The organism is Streptomyces sp. NPDC005722, from assembly GCF_040630935.1.
GTDB lineage: Bacteria > Actinomycetota > Actinomycetes > Streptomycetales > Streptomycetaceae > Actinacidiphila.
In genome coordinates this window covers 1-16,119 of record NZ_JBEXYN010000053.1, presented here as the reverse complement: position 1 = coordinate 16,119, position 16,119 = coordinate 1, and the positions used below count along the sequence as shown (strand labels likewise).

The window sequence follows — 16,119 nt, the reverse complement described above, 5'->3', positions numbered from 1 at the left end:
AGTACGGGAGGCATGACATGGGACAGCCCAGGATCTTCACCTCGGTCGGCGAACTGAAGGAGGCCATCGGGGAGGACCTCGGCACGACCGGCTGGCTGGAGGTCGACCAGAAGCGGATCGACCTGTTCGCGGACGCCACCGGGGACCACCAGTGGATCCACGTGGATCCGCAGAAGGCGGCCCAGGGCCCCTTCGGCACGACCATCGCGCACGGCTACCTGACGTTGTCGCTGATCCCGTCCTTCACCCCACAGCTGCTGCGGGTCGAGGGCGTGAAGATGGGCGTCAACTACGGGGTGAACAAGGTCCGTTTCCCCTCCCCCGTACCGGTCGGCTCGCGCCTGCGGGCGACCGGCCGGATCGCCGAGGTGAGCGAGGTGCCCGGCGGCGCCCAGCTCGTCGTCGCGATCACCGTGGAGCGGGAGGGCGGCGAGAAGCCGGTGTGCGTGGCCGAGACGGTCGTCCGCTTCTACCTCTGACGGGGCGCGTACCCGACCATGCGCAGGGCGAGATCGGCGTACAGCGCGCCGATCCCGTCCGGCGTCCGGCGCCCTCCGGGGTTGAACCAGCGGGCCACGTCGATGCAGAGCGACAGCAGCGCGACGGTGGTCCCGGAGACGTCCGGGACGTCGAACTCCCCTGCCTGCACGCCGTCGTGGATGACCGAGCGGACCGCCGCCTCGCTCTTGCGGCGCAGCTCCACCACCTCGGTGTAGTGCTCGGGGCCGAGCGCGCCGAGTTCGTACTGCACGACCCGCCCGGTGGTGTGGTGCTCCGCGTGCCAGCGCACGAAGGAGCGCACGGCCGTGGCCAGCCGGTCGGCGGGGCCGCCGTCGCCGTCGGCGGCGTCCTGGAGCAGCCCGAGCGAGAGCCGGTGCCCGACCACGCTGATCTGGTAGAGCAGCTCTTCCTTGGTCTTGTAGTGGATGTAGAGCGCCGCGGGGCTCATGCCGGCCCGGCCGGCGATGTCGCGCGTGGTCGTCGCGTGGTAACCGCGCTCCGCGAACGCCTCGACCGCGGCGATCACCAGCCGCCGGGCGGCATCAGGGGTGACACCGGTCCACGCCTCGGTCCGCTGCTCCGACCGCTCCGCCTCCACGTCCATGGCGGACACCCTACATGGACGCTGAGCAAGCGCTTAGATACCGAGCGGTCGGTCGGTGCGGGCCCGTCCCCTCAGAAGGCCGACACCCCCGTGAGCTCCCGGCCGATCAGCAGCTTCTGGATCTGGCTCGTCCCCTCGTACAGGGTCATCACGCGGGCGTCCCGCAGCAGCTTGCCCACGGGGTACTCGTCGATGTAGCCGTAGCCGCCGAAGACCTGCAGCGCGTTGCCGGCACAGCGCACCGCCGCCTCACTGGCGAAGAGCTTCGCCTTGGACGACTCCGCGGCGAAGGGCAGGCCCCGGTCGATCAGGTCGGCGACCCGCCAGGTCAGCAGCCGGGCGGCGTCCACGTCCAGGGCGATGTCCGCGAGCAGTTCCTGCACCAGCTGGTGCCCGGCGATCGGCTTGCCGAACTGCTCGCGCTCCTTGGCGTAGCCCACGGCGGCGTCGAGCGCCGCCTGCGCGATGCCCACGCACCCCGCGGCGACCGACATCCGGCCCTTGGCCAGGGCGGACATGGCCACGGAGAAACCCTTCCCCTCCGGCCCGAGCATCGCGGAGGCCGGCACGCGCACGTCCTCCAGCACCAGCTCCGCGGTGGCCTGGCCGCGCAGCCCCAGCTTCCCGTGCACCTCGTACCGGGCGAGGCCGGGACTGCCGGTGGGGACCAGGAAGGCGCTGACGCCCTTGTGCCCGGGGGCGTCGTCGGTGCGGGCGAACAGCAGGACGACGTCCGCCCAGGTGCCGTTGGTGATGAACATCTTGGCGCCGTTGATCACGTAGTCGCCGCCGTCGCGCCGGGCGCGCGTGGTCAGGTTGCCGGCGTCCGAGCCGGTGCCGGGCTCGGTCAGCCCGAAGCAGCCCAGCGCCTCCCCGGAGGCGAGCCGGGGCAGCCACTCCCGCTTCTGCTCATCCGTGCCCCAGTGCGCGACCGACTTCGCCACCAGCCCGAGCGAGACGGACACGATGCCGCGCACCGAGGAGTCGCCGCGCCCCAGCTCCTCGGTGACCAGGCAGTACGCCAGATGGTCGCCGCCCGAGCCGCCGTACTCCTCCGGCACCGTCAGCCCCAGGAAGCCCACGTCGCCCAGCTTCTTGACGATGCCCCGGTCCACGGCCTCCGCCCGGTCCCACGCGGCCGCGTGCGGCACGATCTCGCGCGCGGTGAACTCGGCGGCCAGCGCGCGGACCGCGGCCTGCTCCTCGGACAGCTCAAGATTCACGGCGTACCTCGGTTCGGCCTTAAATTACCACTGCTAGTTTCCTGGGCGCAGCCTCTACTATGTGCCGCATGGCCCGCCCCCGCAAGCCCCTGCTCAGCCGCGAACGCATCGTCTCCACGGCACTCGCGCTCGTGGACGGGGAAGGGCTGCAGGCCGTCTCCACGCGCCGCCTCGCGGCGGAGCTCGGCGTCAGCGGGCCGAGCCTCTACAACCACTTCCCGACCAAGGACGACATCCTGGACGCGGTCGCCGACGCGGTCGTCGGCGAGGTCGACCTCGCCATGTTCGACGACGGCCGCGACTGGCGGGACGCCCTCGTCGCCTGGGCCCGCTCCTACCGCGCCGCGCTCGCGGCCCACCCCCACATCGTCCCGTTCCTCGCCCAGGGCCCCGGCCGCCGCCCGGCCGGCCTGCGCATGGCGGACGCGGTCTTCGGCGGCATGACCGCCGCCGGCTGGCCCCCGGCCCACGCCACCCGCGTAGGCGCGCTCATGCGGTACTTCGTGGCGGGGTCGGCGCTGGGGTCCTTCGCGCGGGGCTTCGTCGACGACGCGTCCGCCTACGACCCGGCGGACTACCCGCACCTCGGGCAGGCGCACCTCCTCGCGGAACGGCAGCAGCAGGTGGACGAGGGTGCGTTCGAGACGGGGCTGCGGGCGTTGGTGGACGGGCTGGCTGTGCAGTTCGCTGCGCTGGGCTGTGCCGGGTAGGGCTGTTGTTGCGTGCGGCCCGGTGGTTGTGTGCGGCGCCGTTGTGGTTTCTGTTGCGGTTTCTCCCCCACCCGCCCGCCCGATTGCCCGGCGCGATTGGTGCGGGCGTCGCACCTCGTTGCGGGGTCGGGGCCGCGCCGGCGCACTCCCCCAGCCTTCGGCCGGGGGGACCCCCAGAACGCTCGCGGTTTACCCCCACATCCTCGGGCACCGCACTTAACCGCTCGTCTCCCCCAGCCTTCGGCCGGGGGGACCCCCATGGGCGCACCCCGCCACACCCCCTCCCGCCGGTTTGCGCGCACAACGGCCGGTGGGGGGTATGGAGGCGGTCCAGGGCACCCCGAACCGCTCACTGACCCCCACGGCCCCACGGTTCGACCCCGCATCATTCGGCACCGGGTCTGCCGCCCGTCTCCTCCAGCCTTCGGCCAGGGGGAGCACCCCGCCGCACCCCTCCCTCTTGCGCCGGCGCAGGGTGTCCCGTTGGGGGTGCGTCGGACAAGGTGCGGTGCCTCCGGGCTGCCTTGTGACATCCCACCGGCCGTTGTGCGCCCATACGACGGGAGGGGGTGTGTCGGGGTGCGCCCGGAAACGACGAGCGGCGGACCCGGCGCGGAATGACGTTGGGGTAAACCGCGAGCGTTGAGGACGTGCGCCGGCGCGGCGCCGACCCCACCACAACGTGCGAGACCCGCACCAACCGCGCCGGGCAATCGGGCGGGAGGGTGGGAGACAACCCAACAACAACCACCGCGGCGCCGCACACGACCACCAGCCGTCAGAAGACGACCAGCGACCGCCCGCCCCGCCCCTGGCGCATCGCCGCGAACGCCCCCGGGATCCCCTCCAGCCCGATCCGCTCCGTCACCATCGCGGAGAGGTCCAGCCGCCCCGCCCGCACGTGCTCCGCCAGAACCGGCAGGTCGCGCCCCGGGTCGCTGTTGCCGTACACGCAGCCGGACAGCGTCCGCCCGAAGTGGAAGAGCTCCAGCGCGGAGAAGGAGACCAGGTCCGCCTTGCCGCCGATGCCGACGACCGTCGTGCGCCCGCCCCGCCGCGTCGAGGACCACGCGGAGCGGATCGTCTCGCCGCGCCCGACGCACTCGATGGCGACGTCCGCCCCGTGCCCGCCCGTCAGCGCGCGGATCCGCTTCGCGACGTCCTCCCCCGCCGTCAGGAACTCCGTGGCGCCCGCGGCCCGGGCCAGGGCCTCCTTCTCCGGGGAGACGTCGACGGCCACGACGGTGCCCGCCTCCGCGATGCGGGCGGACTGGAGGACGGCGAGCCCGACGCCCCCGACGCCGAAGACGGCCACGGACTCCCCGGGGCGTACCGCGGCGCTGCGGTGGACCGCGCCGTACCCGGTGAGCACGGCGCACCCCAGGAGCGCGGCCTCCGTCAGGGGGATCCCGTCCGGGAGCGGCAGGACGGCGCCCGCCGCGACCACGGTCTCCTCGGCGAACGCGGCCGTCCCTAGTCCCGGGTAGAGCTCGGTCCCGCCGTCCGCGAGCTTGGCGTAGGGCACGCCCGCCGCCGCGCCCGCGCCGGCGCACAGCCACGGCTCGCCGAGCCCGCAGTAGTGGCAGGTGCCGCAGGCGGGCGCCCAGTTGAGGACGACCCGGTCGCCGGGGGTCGCGTCCGTGACGCCCTCGCCCACGGAGACGACCGTGCCGGCGCCCTCGTGCCCGAGGACGGCGGGCGCGGGCTGCCGCAGCGTCCCGTCGGACAGGGACAGGTCGGAGTGGCACACCCCGGCCGCGGCGAGCCTGACCCGCACCTGGCCCGGCCCGGGCTCGGGCAGGTCGATGTCGGCGAGGGTGAGGGGCGCGTTGACGGCGGGCAGTACGGCGGCGCGGACCACGGTGTTTTCTCCTGGCGGTCAGAACTGGAGGGACTTGGTCTGGAGGTACTCGGTGAGGCCGTGCGGGCCGAGCTCGCGTCCGACCCCGGACTTCTTGTACCCGCCGAACGGCGCCAGCGGGTTGAAGCGGCCGCCGTTGATGTCGACCTGGCCGGTGTCCATGCGCCGGGCGAAGGCGACGGCCGTGGCCTCGTCGCCCGCCCAGACCGCCCCGGCCAGGCCGTAGACGGTGCCGTTGGCGATGCGCAGCGCGTCCTCCTCGTCCTCGTACGCCAGGATCGACAGGACGGGGCCGAAGATCTCCTCCTGGGCGATCGTCATCTCCGGGGTGACGTCGGCGAAGACGGTGGGGCTGACCCAGTATCCCCGTGCCCGCGGCACGTCGGTGCCGCCGGCGACGAGGCGGGCGCCCTCCTCGACGCCCTTGGCGATGTAGCCGAGCACGCGCTCGTGCTGCCGGGCGTTGACGACGGGGCCGATGCGCTCGCCGGGCACGTACTTGGCGGCGGCCGTCGTGGCGAGGGCCACGGCCTCCTCGTACACGTCGCGGTGGACGAGCATGCGGGTCCAGGCGCTGCACGTCTGGCCGGTGTTGGACATGACGTTGGCGACGCCGACGCCCACGGCCTTGGCCAGGTCCGCGCCGGGGAGGATGACGTTGGCGGACTTGCCGCCGAGTTCCAGGGCGACGCGCTTGACGGCGGCGCCCGCGGTCGCGGCGATCTGCCGGCCGACGGCGGTGGACCCGGTGAAGGAGACCAGGTCGACGTCCTCATGGGCGGCCAAGGCCTGTCCGGCGACCGGGCCGAGGCCGGTGACGAGGTTGAACACGCCCGCGGGCAGGCCCGCCTCGTGGACGGCCTCGGCGAAGAGCTGGGCGACCAGCGGGGTGTCCTCGGCGGGCTTGAGGACGACCGTGCAGCCGGCGGCGAGCGCGGGGGCGACCTTGGCGACGATCTGGTGGAGCGGGTAGTTCCAGGGGGTGATCGCGCCGACCACGCCGACGGGCTCGTGGAGGACGGTGGAGTTGCCGATCCGCTCCTCGAAGGGGTGGGTGGCGGCGAGTTCGGCGTACGAGCCCGCGACCGCGACCGGGAGCCCCGCGTGGACGGCCCGGCTGAAGGCCAGCGGCGCGCCCAGTTCGGCGGAGACGGTCTCGGCGATCTCCTCGCCGCGGGCGGCGAGGACGTCGCGCAGCGCGGCGATGCGGGCGGCGCGCTCGGCGGGCGGGGTGGCCGCCCAGCCGCGCAAGGCCGCGCGGGCGGCGCGGACCGCGGCGTCCACGTCCTCGGCGGTGCCGGCGGGCACGGTGGCGAACACCTGCTCGTCCGCGGGGTTGACGACCTCGATCGTCCCCGGGCCGGCGGCGGGCCGCCAGTCACCGTCGATGTACATCCCGTCGTGCGGCTTCATCCCTTGTCCTCCCGGGCGGGCCTGCCGTGGCACGCCCAAACTAGCGCCGATAGTTTTCGGTTTCCAGGCCGGTGCCCCGTGCGGTGGGTCACGCCGGGGCGACCTGGACGGGGAATCCGTTGAGGACGGCCGTGCCCGACAGCGGGTCGAGCAGGGTGCCGTCGAGCAACTGGTTGAGGTTGGCCCCCGGTTCGCGGGTCGCGACCGTCAGCCGGGTGCCGGCGCGGTCGTGGCCCCATCCGTGCGGCAGGCTCACCACGCCCGGCCGCACCGCGTCCGTGACCTCGACCGGGGCCTCGATCTCGCCGCCGTCGCCCTTGATGCGGGCGCGCGCCGCGTCGGTGAGGCCGAGCCGGGTGGCGTCCTCGGGGTGCACCTGGAGGGTGCAGCGGTTGCTCCCGCCGGTGAGCGCGGGCACGTTGTGCATCCAGCTGTTGTTGGAGCGCAGATGGCGGCGGCCGATGAGGACCAGCCCGTCCGCGGACCGGCCGGTGACCGCTGCCAGCAGCCGTGGCACGTCGGCGGTGAGCGGCGCGGGCGCGAGTTCGATCGTGCCGGAGACGGTGCGCAGCACCTCGGGGACGCGCGGGCGCAGCGGGCCGAGGTCGATGCCGTGGGGGTGGTCGAGGAGGCGGCGCAGGCTGAGGCCGCCGGGGGCGGCGCCGAAGCCGTCGCCGTACGGGCCGAGCCGCAGCATCATGTCGAACCGCCGCTCGTAGCCGGTGGCCCCGGTGAGCGTCGCCGCCAATTCCGCGGGGTCGCGGCCGTGGACGGCGGAGTGCGGGTCGGCGGTCTCCTTGGCCAGGCGGTGGGCGACGGCCTGTTCGTCGACGACCGCGGGGTCGGCGTCCGCGCCGAGACCGCCGAGGACGAGGGCGAGCCGGGCGAGGATCTCGGGTTCGCCGGGCCTGCCGTCCTCCAGCGGGATCGCGGGCGGGCTGTAGCGGGCGTTGTTGCGCACGGAGAAGTTGCCGAACGCGAGGTCGTAGTGCGCGCTGCGGGAGGGCGGGGGCGGCGGCAGGACGACGTGCGCGTGGCGGGTGGTCTCGTTGAGGTACGGGTCGACGCTGACCATGAAGTCCAGGCCCGCCAGGGCCCGGTCGAGGCGGGCGCCGTCGGGGGCGGACAGCACGGGGTTGCCCGCGATGGTGACCAGGGCGCGGATCCGGCCTTCGCCGGGGGTGTCGATCTCCTCGGCGAGGGCGGCGGCGGGCAGTTCGGAGGCGACCTCGGGGTGGCCGGAGACCCGGCTGCGCCAGCGGCCGGTGGTGAAGCCGCGGCCGGGGCCGGCCGGTCGCGGGGCGCGGGCGGTGGCCGGCAGCGGGAACATCGCGCCGCCGGGCCGGTCGAGGTTGCCGGTGAGGATGTTGAGGACGTCGATCAGCCAGCTGGCGAGGGTGCCGAAGCGTACGGCGGTGCTGCCCAGGCGCCCGTAGACGGCGGCACTGGGGGCGGCGGCCAGGTCGCGGGCGAGGGTGCGGATCCGCTCGGCGGGGACGTCGCAGTACGGGGCGACGGTCTCGGGGCCGAAGTCGCGGGCCAGGTCGCGGACCTCGTCGACGCCGGTGACGTGCCCGTCGAGGTGGCCGAGGCCGGTCAACCCCTCCTCGAACAGCACGTGGACGACGGCGAAGAGCAGCGCGGCGTCGGTGCCGGGGCGCGGGGCGATGTGGAGGTCGGCGAGTTCGGCGGTGCGGGTGCGCTTGGGGTCGATGACGGTCAGCCGGCCGCCGCGGCGGCGCAGCGCCTTGAGCTTGCCGGGGAAGTCGGCGGCGGTGGCGAGGCTGCCGTTGGAGACCAGCGGGTTGCCGCCGATGACGACGAGGTGGTCGGTGCGGTCCAGGTCGGGCACGGGGACGGCGAGCGCGTCCCCGTAGAGGTGGCCGCACGCCGCCTGTTTGGGCATCTGGTCCAGGGTGCTGGCCGAGAACAGCGCGCGGGTGCCGAGGGCGCGGACGACGGCCGGCGGGTAGAGGCCGCCGGCGATGGTGTGGACGTTGGGGTTGCCCAGGTAGACACCGGTCGCGTGGGCACCGTGGGTCTCGCGGATTCGGGCGGCGCCCTCGGCGACGGCGGCGTACGCCTCGGCCCAGGTCGCTTCGGCGAGCACGCCGTCGCGGCGTACGAGCGGGCGGGTGAGCCGGTCGGGGTCGCCGTCGACCTCGCCGAAGGAGGCGCCCTTGGGGCAGACGAAGCCCGCGCTGAAGACGTCGTCACGGTCGCCGCGGGCGCCGGTGACCCGGTCTCCGTCGATGGTCAGGGTCAGTCCGCAGGTTGCCTCGCACAGCGGACAGATACGCAGGGCGGTACGACTGCTGGCCATCGGGCCTCCCGGGGCAGGGCGCTTCCTCGTGTGCGGTCACCATACCGACCGGTATGCATGTCGGGATAGCGTTCGCGGGGACGACCCCCGTGGGAGGGCCGCCGCGGGAACGCGACACGGCCTACGGCTCCAGGACCCCGGCCAGGTAGGCGCGGAGCAGTTCCTTCGTCTCTGCGATGAGCGCGGCCTCGCCCTGCGGGTCGGCGCGGAAGGCCATCTTGAGCAGCGCGTCCGCGGCCTCCACGCCCACCACGAAGGCGGTGCGCAACCGCCGGTCGTCGGTCACGGCCACGCCCGCCGCGCCGAGCGGGGCGATGAGCAGCGACCTCAGCCGGTCGGCCACGAGGTGGTTGGCCAGGTCGTTCACGGCGGGGCCGGGTGCCGGGCCGGCGAAGCTGACGAGGGCGAAGCCCGGCACGGTGCGGCGCATCGCGACGTACTGGTCGACGACGACGTCGATCAGCAGGCGCCAGTCGGCCGCGCCGCCGTCGGCAGCGCCGAGGGCGTCGAGGCGGTCCGTGACCCCGGCGAGGTACTTGTCGAGGTTGCGGCGGGCGAGGGCGTCGGCCATCGCGCGTTTGTTGGAGAAGAAGCGGTAGACCGAGCCGATCGGCACACCCGCGCGGGCGGCCACGGCCCGCGTGCTCAGCTCGTCGTAACCGCCCTCGTCGAGGATCGCCGCGGCCGCGTCGAGGATCCGGGCGAAGCGTTCGGCGCTGCGCTGCTGGACGGGGACGCGCCGGAGACCGTTGCCGCTGCTGTGCACGGGGTCCATCATGCCGGTTTTCCACAGGGACCGGCCGATCCCTTGCGGGGTTGATTCCTATGGACAACCATAGGAATCGTGACCAGCACAGAGATCGCCAGCACAGAGATCCAGGACGGCAAGGACCTCGCCTACCTCCCCGGATTCGGCAACGAGCACACGAGCGAGGCCGTCCCCGGAGCGGTTCCGGCCGGCCGCAACTCGCCGCAGCGCGCCCCGCTCGGCCTGTACGCGGAGCAGCTCAGCGGCACGGCCTTCACCGAGCCGCGGCATCACAACCGCCGCTCGTGGCTGTACCGCATCCGCCCCTCGGCGGCCCACCCGCCGTTCCGCCGGATCGACAACGGGCGGCTGCGCAGCGCCCCCTTCACGGCCGAGCCCGATCCCAACCGGCTGCGCTGGAGCCCGCTGCCGCTGCCGCAGGAGCCGGCCGACTTCGTGGACGGCCTGGTCACCGTCGGCGGCAACGGTGACGTGCTGCGCCGGGAGGGCATCGGCATCCACTGGTACGCGGCCAACCGCTCCATGGACGGCCGGGTGTTCTCCTCCTCCGACGGCGAGCTGCTGATCGTGCCGGAGCGCGGCCGGCTGCTGCTGCGCACGGAGTTCGGCGTCCTGGCCGCCGCTCCGGGCCACGTCGCGCTGGTCCCGCGCGGGGTGCGCTTCCGCGTCGAGCTGCCGGACGGCGAGGCGCGCGGCTACGTGTGCGAGAACTACGGCCAGCACTTCCGGCTGCCCGACCTCGGCCCGATCGGCGCCAACGGCCTGGCCAACGCGCGGGACTTCATGGCGCCGGTCGCGGCGTACGAGGACCGCGAGGCGCCGGTGGAGGTGGTGAACAAGTTCGGCGGCAACCTGTGGGCCGCCGAGTACGGCCACTCCCCCCTCGACGTCGTCGGCTGGCACGGCAACCTGGTGCCGTACGTGTACGACCTGCGGCGTTTCAACGTGCTGGGCAGCGTGAGCTACGACCACCCGGACCCGTCGATCTACACCGTGCTGACCTCGCCCTCCGACACCCCGGGCCTGGCCAACGCCGACTTCGTGGTCTTCGCCCCGCGCTGGCTGGTCGGCGAGGACACCTTCCGTCCGCCGTACTTCCACCGGAACGTGATGAGCGAGTTCATGGGGCTCGTCGAGGGCGCGTACGACGCCAAGGCGGAGGGCTTCGTGCCCGGCGGGGCCTCGCTGCACAACATGATGTCGGCGCACGGCCCGGACCGGACGACCTTCGACCGGGCGAGCGCCGCCGAACTGGTCCCGCAGAAGGTGGACGACGGCCTCGCCTTCATGTTCGAGACGCGCTGGCCGGTGGTGGCGACACCGGAGGCCATGACGGCCGGGCACCTGCAGCGGGACTACGACGGCGTGTGGCGGGGGCTTGAGCGACACTTCAGGCCATGACGACGAGCCCGAGCAGCACCTTCGCCCCCGACTCGCTGGTCCTGAACCGCAAGCTCCCGCTGTGGTACCAGGTCTCGCAGTCCCTGCGCGCCTCCATACTCGGCCGCCGTCCGGACGCCCCGCTGCGGCTGCCGACGGAGGACGCGCTGGCGGGCCACTACGGCGTCAGCGTGCTCACGATGCGGCAGGCGCTGAAGGAGCTGGAGGAGGAGGGGCTGATCAGCCGCCACCGGCGGCGCGGCACGTTCATCGAGCCCGCCGCGCTGCGCGGGGCGCCGGTGCGGCTGCTGGGCTCGGTCGACGCGATCGTGGCCCAGCAGTCCGGGGAGCGCACCAGCGTGCTCAGCCACGGCCCGTCGCCCGTGCCGCCGGAGTACGCCGAGTACTTCCCCGGGCTGGCGGACACCGTCGCCTACCGCCGGCTGCGCTGCGACGAGTCGGGTGAGCCGACCAACTGGGCGGAGAACTTCGTCCTGCCGGAACTGGCGGCCCGGATAGACCTGGCGGACCTGGCGCGCTGGCCGATGACGAAGGTGCTCCGGGACGCCCTCGGGGTCCGGATCAGCCGCATCACCGACACCGTCGAGGCGCGGCTGGCCGACCCGGACACCGCCCGGCTGCTGCAGGTGCCCCTGCTCAGCCCGATCCTGCACTACACGGGGGTGACCTACGACGACACCGGCCGCACGGTCGACGTGGTCCGCATCCACTACCGGGGCGACCGCTTCTCCTTCACGGTGACCATGGAGGCACCCTGAGGGGCCTCAGTAGCATGCTCACGGTGAGCGATGAATCGCCGACGCTGGCCGACCTGATGCCGTGGTCCGTACCGCCCCTGCGCCTGGGGCGGAGCTGGGTCATGGCCCCCGAGGCGGCGACCCTCACCGCGCGCTGGGACCGGCTGCTGGAGGCCGGAGCCGCCGAGCGCGAGCGGCTGTTCCACCCGACCCGGGCACGCACCCCGCACACCGCCGTCGCCCAGCTGCCCGGCCACCCGGCGCCCACCACCCGCCTGGAGCGGGCGGAGGGCCCCTGCGCGGAGCCGGTGCGGGTGCTGCACGGGCCCTACGACCAGCAGTGGCTCATCCCCGACCAGCGGCTGATCGACGCCGCCCGCCCCGAGCTGTGGCGGGTCGCCGACGAGGACCACCAGCTGTACGCGGTGGAGCTGGCGCGGCTGCCCCAGGTCCCCGGGCCGCCGCTGGGCTTCTCCGCGCTGCTCCCGGACGGCCACTCCCCCGCCGGCCGGCCGGGCCGCGTACGGCCGTTGTTCCGCCGCCCCGGCGGCGAGGACCCCAATCTGGCGCCGGGCCTGCTGGACCGCCTCTCCGAACGGCTGGGCACCCCGGTCGCCGCGCAGGACGTGCTCGCCTGGATCGCGGCGCTCGCCACGGGCTCGCCCGTCGAGGTCCCGCTCACCGCGGATCCGGCGCTCTGGGCGGAGGGGGTCGCGCTGGGCCGCCGTCTGCTGTGGCTGCACACCCGGGGCGCCCGCTGCTCCGATCCGGCACGGGAGCGCCCCGCCGGGCATCCCCGGCTGCCGGGCGGCCGGCGCCCCTACGTACGGGCGGCGCTGCCCGACGTGCCGCGGGAGGCGCCGTCGTACGACCCGCGGGAAGAGGCGCTGGTGCTGGGGAGCGGGCGGGTGTCGCCGGTGCCGGAGGCGGTGTGGGAGTTCCACGCCGGGGGGACGCGGGTGCTGGAGACCTGGTTCGAGCGGCGGATCCCCGACGGGCCGGCCGAGGGCCTCGACGCGGTCCGGCCCGCCACCTGGCCGCGGGCGAGGACGACCGAGCTGCTGGAGCTGATCAGTGTGCTGGCGCTGCTGGCCGAGGCGCGGCCGTCACGCCGTGCGCTCGCCGCCCGGGTGGCGGCCGGCCCGCGGATCGGCGCCGCCGAGCTGCGCGCGGCGCGCGTCCTTCCGGTGCCGGAATCCGCGCGCCGCCCGGCCTCCGTGCTGGATCACCACGAAGAGGGACCGGACGGGCAATTCGCCCTGCTGTGACCACAAGTCGACATGACAACAGGCCCGGACGGAGTACACCGACGCGCCGCTTGACGCAGCGCGGTGCCGGGACGGTGTACTGCGCCCGAGCCTGTCCGCTGAAGGAACGCCGAGAACGCCTCCGGTCAGCCGCGGCTGCCGAAGAGGGAACGACGCAGTCGCCGCAGTGGCGCGAACAGCGATACACGCGCCCCGCGGTTGGCGTTCGCGCGCACGTGGTCGCGCGAGGTCAGCTCGCGCATCAACAGCGTGGCCTCCTCCGCCTCCTGCTGCGGCGCGGCAGGGCCGGCCAGCACCGAGAGATGACGGTCGAGGCGCGCACTGGACGCGCTGCTCCCACACGTGATGGCAGGCACTCGCGCCCTGCTCCGCATTGCTATCTGATCCATGACACTCCCCACCCGTTCGAGGGCACCCGGCACCGGGCAGGGTAACCCTATCGTCCTGCGGCGTCACCTATGCATCCGCGTTCCCGGATTCACCTTCCCGTCAAGGGGGTTGACGTCACGAGCCGATACCCAGTGCGAGCAACGGCAGTTGGACGACGGCGTCCGAGGTCGGAACCGCGGATCCGCCAGTCGGCTCAACCGTCACGGTGAAGGCGTACGACCACTCGTCGAGTCCGTCGGTGACGAACGGACCGGGCGTGCCGCCCGCCGCCGGATCGGCGCCCAGCACCGCGAGGGAGCGGAAGGACGTCGGGCGTTCGCTCACCAGCCACAACTGGTAGACCTCGCGCCCCTCCAGCGGCGGCAGCCCGTGGACGGTCACCACGGCGCGGCGCAGGTCCCGTGACACGACGGCGGACACCCCCCGCCCGTGGTCGTCGCTGGAGTAGACGGGGCGGGCGTCGGCGGCCGTCAGGACCTCGTTCACCGCGCGTGTGTCACCCCGTACGCGGTCCAGTTGCGCGGCGGTCCACAGCAGCAGGCCGCCCAGCACCGCACAGACGAGGAGGGCCGCCCCGGCGCCCGCCACGGCCAGACGGGGCGTGGGCGGCCGGCGCCACGCCTCCCACCATCGTCCCGGCGGCGCTTCCTCCGGGGCGTCCGCGCCGTCCGGCCCGGCGCTGATCGGCGGCGGGACCTCCGCGGACGGCGCCGTCTGCGGCGCCGTCAGGCGCGCCAAGGGCGGCAGCGGCGCCGACACGGCGGAGCCCCCGGCGCCGAGCCGGACGGTGTCCCCGGCGAGCCGCCGCACCCGGTCCGCGCACGCGTCGCAGCGCATCAGGTGCCGTTCGAAACGGCGCAGTTCCCGCGGCGCGAGGGTGTCGAGCGCGTACGCCGCGGCCAGTTCGTGCACGGAACCTCTCATGGGTCGCCCCGCTTCCCTCCGCGGTGCGCGCACCGACCGGCCGGGCCTTTATCACGTTACAACCCTGTGACACAAATTCACCCCGGTCCGCCAATCCGCCGTCCGAACGGCCCCGAACAACCCACGCAGGACCTCTTCCAAGGGGGAGGGGCCAGACTCGCGAAGGACCGACGCGATGACCGCACACAGCAGGAGCAGGCTCAGGGCCCGGTTCGGGCGATCGCGCACGATCGCCCTGCTCGCCGCGGGCGCCGTGGCCGCGGGGGGACTCGCCACCGTGGGCGTCACCGGACTGGAGCCGGGGACGGCGCAGGCGTCCAGCCACCGGGAGGCACCGCTGATCTCGGGGCAGCCGCAGTACGACACCACGGACGTCTACGCGTTCGTCAGCCCCGACCGCCCGGACACCACCACCCTGGTGGCCAACTGGATCCCGTTCCAGGACCCGGCCGGCGGCCCGAACTTCTACAAGTTCGCCGACGACGCCCAGTACGACATCCACATCGACAACGACGGCGACGCCCAGGGCGACTACCTCTACCGGTGGACGTTCCAGGACCACGTCCGCAACAAGAAGACGTTCCTCTACAACACCGGCCCGGTCACCAGCCTCGACGACCCGGACCTGAACTTCCGCCAGACCTACGACATCGACCTGTTCCGGCTGCACGACCAGCAGGTCACCGGCCGCTACAAGGTCGCGAACGACGTGCCGGTCGCGCCGTCGAACGTCGGCAAGGCCTCCATGCCCGACTACGACGTGCTGCGCCGGCAGGCCGTCAAGGACCTCGGCCGCGGCACCAAGGCCTTCGCCGGCCAGGCCGACGACCCGTTCTTCCTGGACCTGCGGGTCTTCGACCTGCTCTACGGCGGCAACCTCTCCGAGGTCGGCGACGACACCCTCAAGGGCTACAACGTCAACACCATAGCCCTGCAGGTCCCGACGGCCGCGATCCGCAAGTCGGCGAAGCAGCCCGTCGTCGGCATCTGGTCCACCACGCAGCGGCGGACCTCGAACGGCGACTGGGCGCAGGTGTCCCGGCTCGGCATGCCGCTGGTCAACGAGGTGGTCAACCCGCTCAAGGACAAGGACCGGTTCAACGCCTCCTCGCCCTGGAACGACGCCCAGTTCCTGAAGAACGTGACGCACCCCGAACTGCCGAAGCTCATCGAGGGCATCTACAAGATCAAGGCCCCGGCCACCCCGCGCGACGACCTCGTCCAGGTGTTCCTGACGGGCGTGCCCGGGCTCAACCAGCCGCCGCACGTCCGCCCGTCGGAGATGCTGCGGCTCAACACGGCCGTCCCGCCGACCGCCGCGCCCAAGCGGCTCGGCGTCCTGGACGGCGACAACGCGGGCTTCCCGAACGGCCGCAGGCTCGGTGACGACGTCGTCGACATCGCACTGCAGGTGGTGGAGGGCGAACTGGTCGGGTCGAAGAACGACCTGGGCGACGCCGTCAACGCCAACGACCAGGCCTTCGGCGCCGGCTTCCCGTACGTGGCCCTGCCCGCCTCGGGCTCGGACGGCCCGCTGGCCAAGCCGGCCACCAACTCGGCGCAGTCCAACGGGGTCACACAACTCAACGGGAGCGGCCTGCTCTCCGGCGGCGGTGACGACGACAACACCGTGCTGATCGCCTCCGCGGCCTCCGGCGGCGCGGGCGTGCTGCTGGTCGGGGCGGCGCTGCTGTGGTGGCGGACGCGCCGCCGCCCCGCCGGCCGCGGGGCGCACGGCCGGGCCTGAGGCCCGGTCCGCCGCCGGTCCGAAAGCACACCGCACGGCACCCGGCCGGGGCGCACCGCAAGCGCCCCGGCCGGGCTCCACCCCATCCTCCCGAAAGGCAGCAGCCATGGACGTACCGGCCCCGGGCCGACTGCGCGCCGCCGCCCTGTACGCGGCGCTGGTGCTGGGCCTCGCGCTGGCGCTCACCGCCGGCGCGCTGGTCCTCGGCGGGCCCTCCGCCCCGCGGGACGGCGCGCGGGCCGCGGCGC

Annotated in this window: 14 protein-coding genes; 6 read left to right on the top strand and 8 right to left on the bottom strand. The window is 73.9% G+C overall.

The features are described 5' to 3' along the window. Positions 1 to 17: 17 nt before the first annotated feature. Complete coding sequence (locus tag ABZ479_RS36335) at positions 18 to 479, top strand: MaoC family dehydratase (RefSeq protein ID WP_499603715.1); 462 nt, start codon at positions 18 to 20, stop codon at positions 477 to 479. Here ABZ479_RS36335 and ABZ479_RS36330 read toward each other — a convergent pair. Both ABZ479_RS36330 and ABZ479_RS36325 read right to left on the bottom strand, forming a co-directional pair. Continuing rightward, positions 470 to 1,105, bottom strand: a complete 636-nt coding sequence (locus tag ABZ479_RS36330; RefSeq protein WP_499603717.1) for a TetR/AcrR family transcriptional regulator — start codon at positions 1,103 to 1,105, stop codon at positions 470 to 472. The two genes, ABZ479_RS36335 and ABZ479_RS36330, sit on opposite strands and share 10 nt — an antisense overlap. Positions 1,106 to 1,176: 71 nt before the next feature. Next, positions 1,177 to 2,328 carry an acyl-CoA dehydrogenase family protein gene (locus ABZ479_RS36325; RefSeq protein WP_500465539.1) on the bottom strand — a complete coding sequence of 384 codons (1,152 nt, stop codon included), beginning with the start codon at positions 2,326 to 2,328 and terminating at the stop codon, positions 1,177 to 1,179. Between the two features lie 68 nt (positions 2,329 to 2,396). Here ABZ479_RS36325 and ABZ479_RS36320 point away from each other — a divergent pair, with 68 nt between their 5' ends. Continuing rightward, a complete protein-coding gene (locus ABZ479_RS36320; protein ID WP_500465538.1) occupies positions 2,397 to 3,038 on the top strand; it encodes a TetR/AcrR family transcriptional regulator in 642 nt (213 codons plus the stop codon). Between the two features lie 778 nt (positions 3,039 to 3,816). Here the strand turns inward: ABZ479_RS36320 and ABZ479_RS36315 are convergent. The 4 genes from ABZ479_RS36315 to ABZ479_RS36300 all read right to left on the bottom strand — a co-directional run bounded on the left by ABZ479_RS36315 (position 3,817) and on the right by ABZ479_RS36300 (position 9,413). Beyond that, the gene (locus ABZ479_RS36315) at positions 3,817 to 4,899 is read right to left on the bottom strand and encodes a zinc-binding dehydrogenase (protein WP_500465537.1); all 1,083 of its coding nucleotides are present in this window, start codon (positions 4,897 to 4,899) and stop codon (positions 3,817 to 3,819) included. 18 nt (positions 4,900 to 4,917) lie between these two features. Beyond that, positions 4,918 to 6,312 (bottom strand): aldehyde dehydrogenase family protein, encoded by a 1,395-nt coding sequence (locus ABZ479_RS36310; protein WP_500465536.1) that lies wholly within the window; start codon positions 6,310 to 6,312, stop codon positions 4,918 to 4,920. An 88-nt stretch (positions 6,313 to 6,400) separates the two neighbouring features. Beyond that, on the bottom strand, positions 6,401 to 8,635 hold the full coding sequence (locus ABZ479_RS36305; protein WP_500465535.1) for a molybdopterin-dependent oxidoreductase: 2,235 nt from the start codon (positions 8,633 to 8,635) through the stop codon (positions 6,401 to 6,403). 121 nt (positions 8,636 to 8,756) lie between these two features. Then, a complete protein-coding gene (locus ABZ479_RS36300) occupies positions 8,757 to 9,413 on the bottom strand; it encodes a TetR/AcrR family transcriptional regulator (RefSeq protein WP_500465534.1) in 657 nt (218 codons plus the stop codon). Positions 9,414 to 9,479: 66 nt separating this feature from the next. Here ABZ479_RS36300 and hmgA point away from each other — a divergent pair, with 66 nt between their 5' ends. The 3 genes from hmgA to ABZ479_RS36285 are packed head-to-tail and all read left to right on the top strand — an operon-like array spanning position 9,480 to position 12,810. Further along, positions 9,480 to 10,805, top strand: coding sequence for a homogentisate 1,2-dioxygenase (gene hmgA, locus ABZ479_RS36295; RefSeq protein ID WP_500465533.1), 1,326 nt, complete (start codon positions 9,480 to 9,482; stop codon positions 10,803 to 10,805). Beyond that, positions 10,802 to 11,563, top strand: a complete 762-nt coding sequence (locus ABZ479_RS36290; protein WP_500465532.1) for a GntR family transcriptional regulator — start codon at positions 10,802 to 10,804, stop codon at positions 11,561 to 11,563. Before hmgA ends, ABZ479_RS36290 begins: the two co-directional genes overlap by 4 nt. A 14-nt stretch (positions 11,564 to 11,577) precedes the next feature. Next, positions 11,578 to 12,810, top strand: a complete 1,233-nt coding sequence (locus ABZ479_RS36285; RefSeq protein WP_500465531.1) for a type ISP restriction/modification enzyme — start codon at positions 11,578 to 11,580, stop codon at positions 12,808 to 12,810. A gap of 125 nt (positions 12,811 to 12,935) precedes the next feature. Here ABZ479_RS36285 and ABZ479_RS36280 read toward each other — a convergent pair whose 3' ends face one another. Continuing rightward, the gene (locus ABZ479_RS36280) at positions 12,936 to 13,199 is read right to left on the bottom strand and encodes a hypothetical protein (RefSeq protein ID WP_500465530.1); all 264 of its coding nucleotides are present in this window, start codon (positions 13,197 to 13,199) and stop codon (positions 12,936 to 12,938) included. A 115-nt stretch (positions 13,200 to 13,314) separates the two neighbouring features. Next, complete coding sequence (locus ABZ479_RS36275) at positions 13,315 to 14,124, bottom strand: anti-sigma factor (protein WP_500465529.1); 810 nt, start codon at positions 14,122 to 14,124, stop codon at positions 13,315 to 13,317. A gap of 175 nt (positions 14,125 to 14,299) precedes the next feature. Here ABZ479_RS36275 and ABZ479_RS36270 point away from each other — a divergent pair, with 175 nt between their 5' ends. Beyond that, positions 14,300 to 15,871, top strand: coding sequence for a DUF4331 domain-containing protein (locus ABZ479_RS36270; RefSeq protein WP_500465528.1), 1,572 nt, complete (start codon positions 14,300 to 14,302; stop codon positions 15,869 to 15,871). Positions 15,872 to 16,119 lie beyond the last annotated feature (248 nt).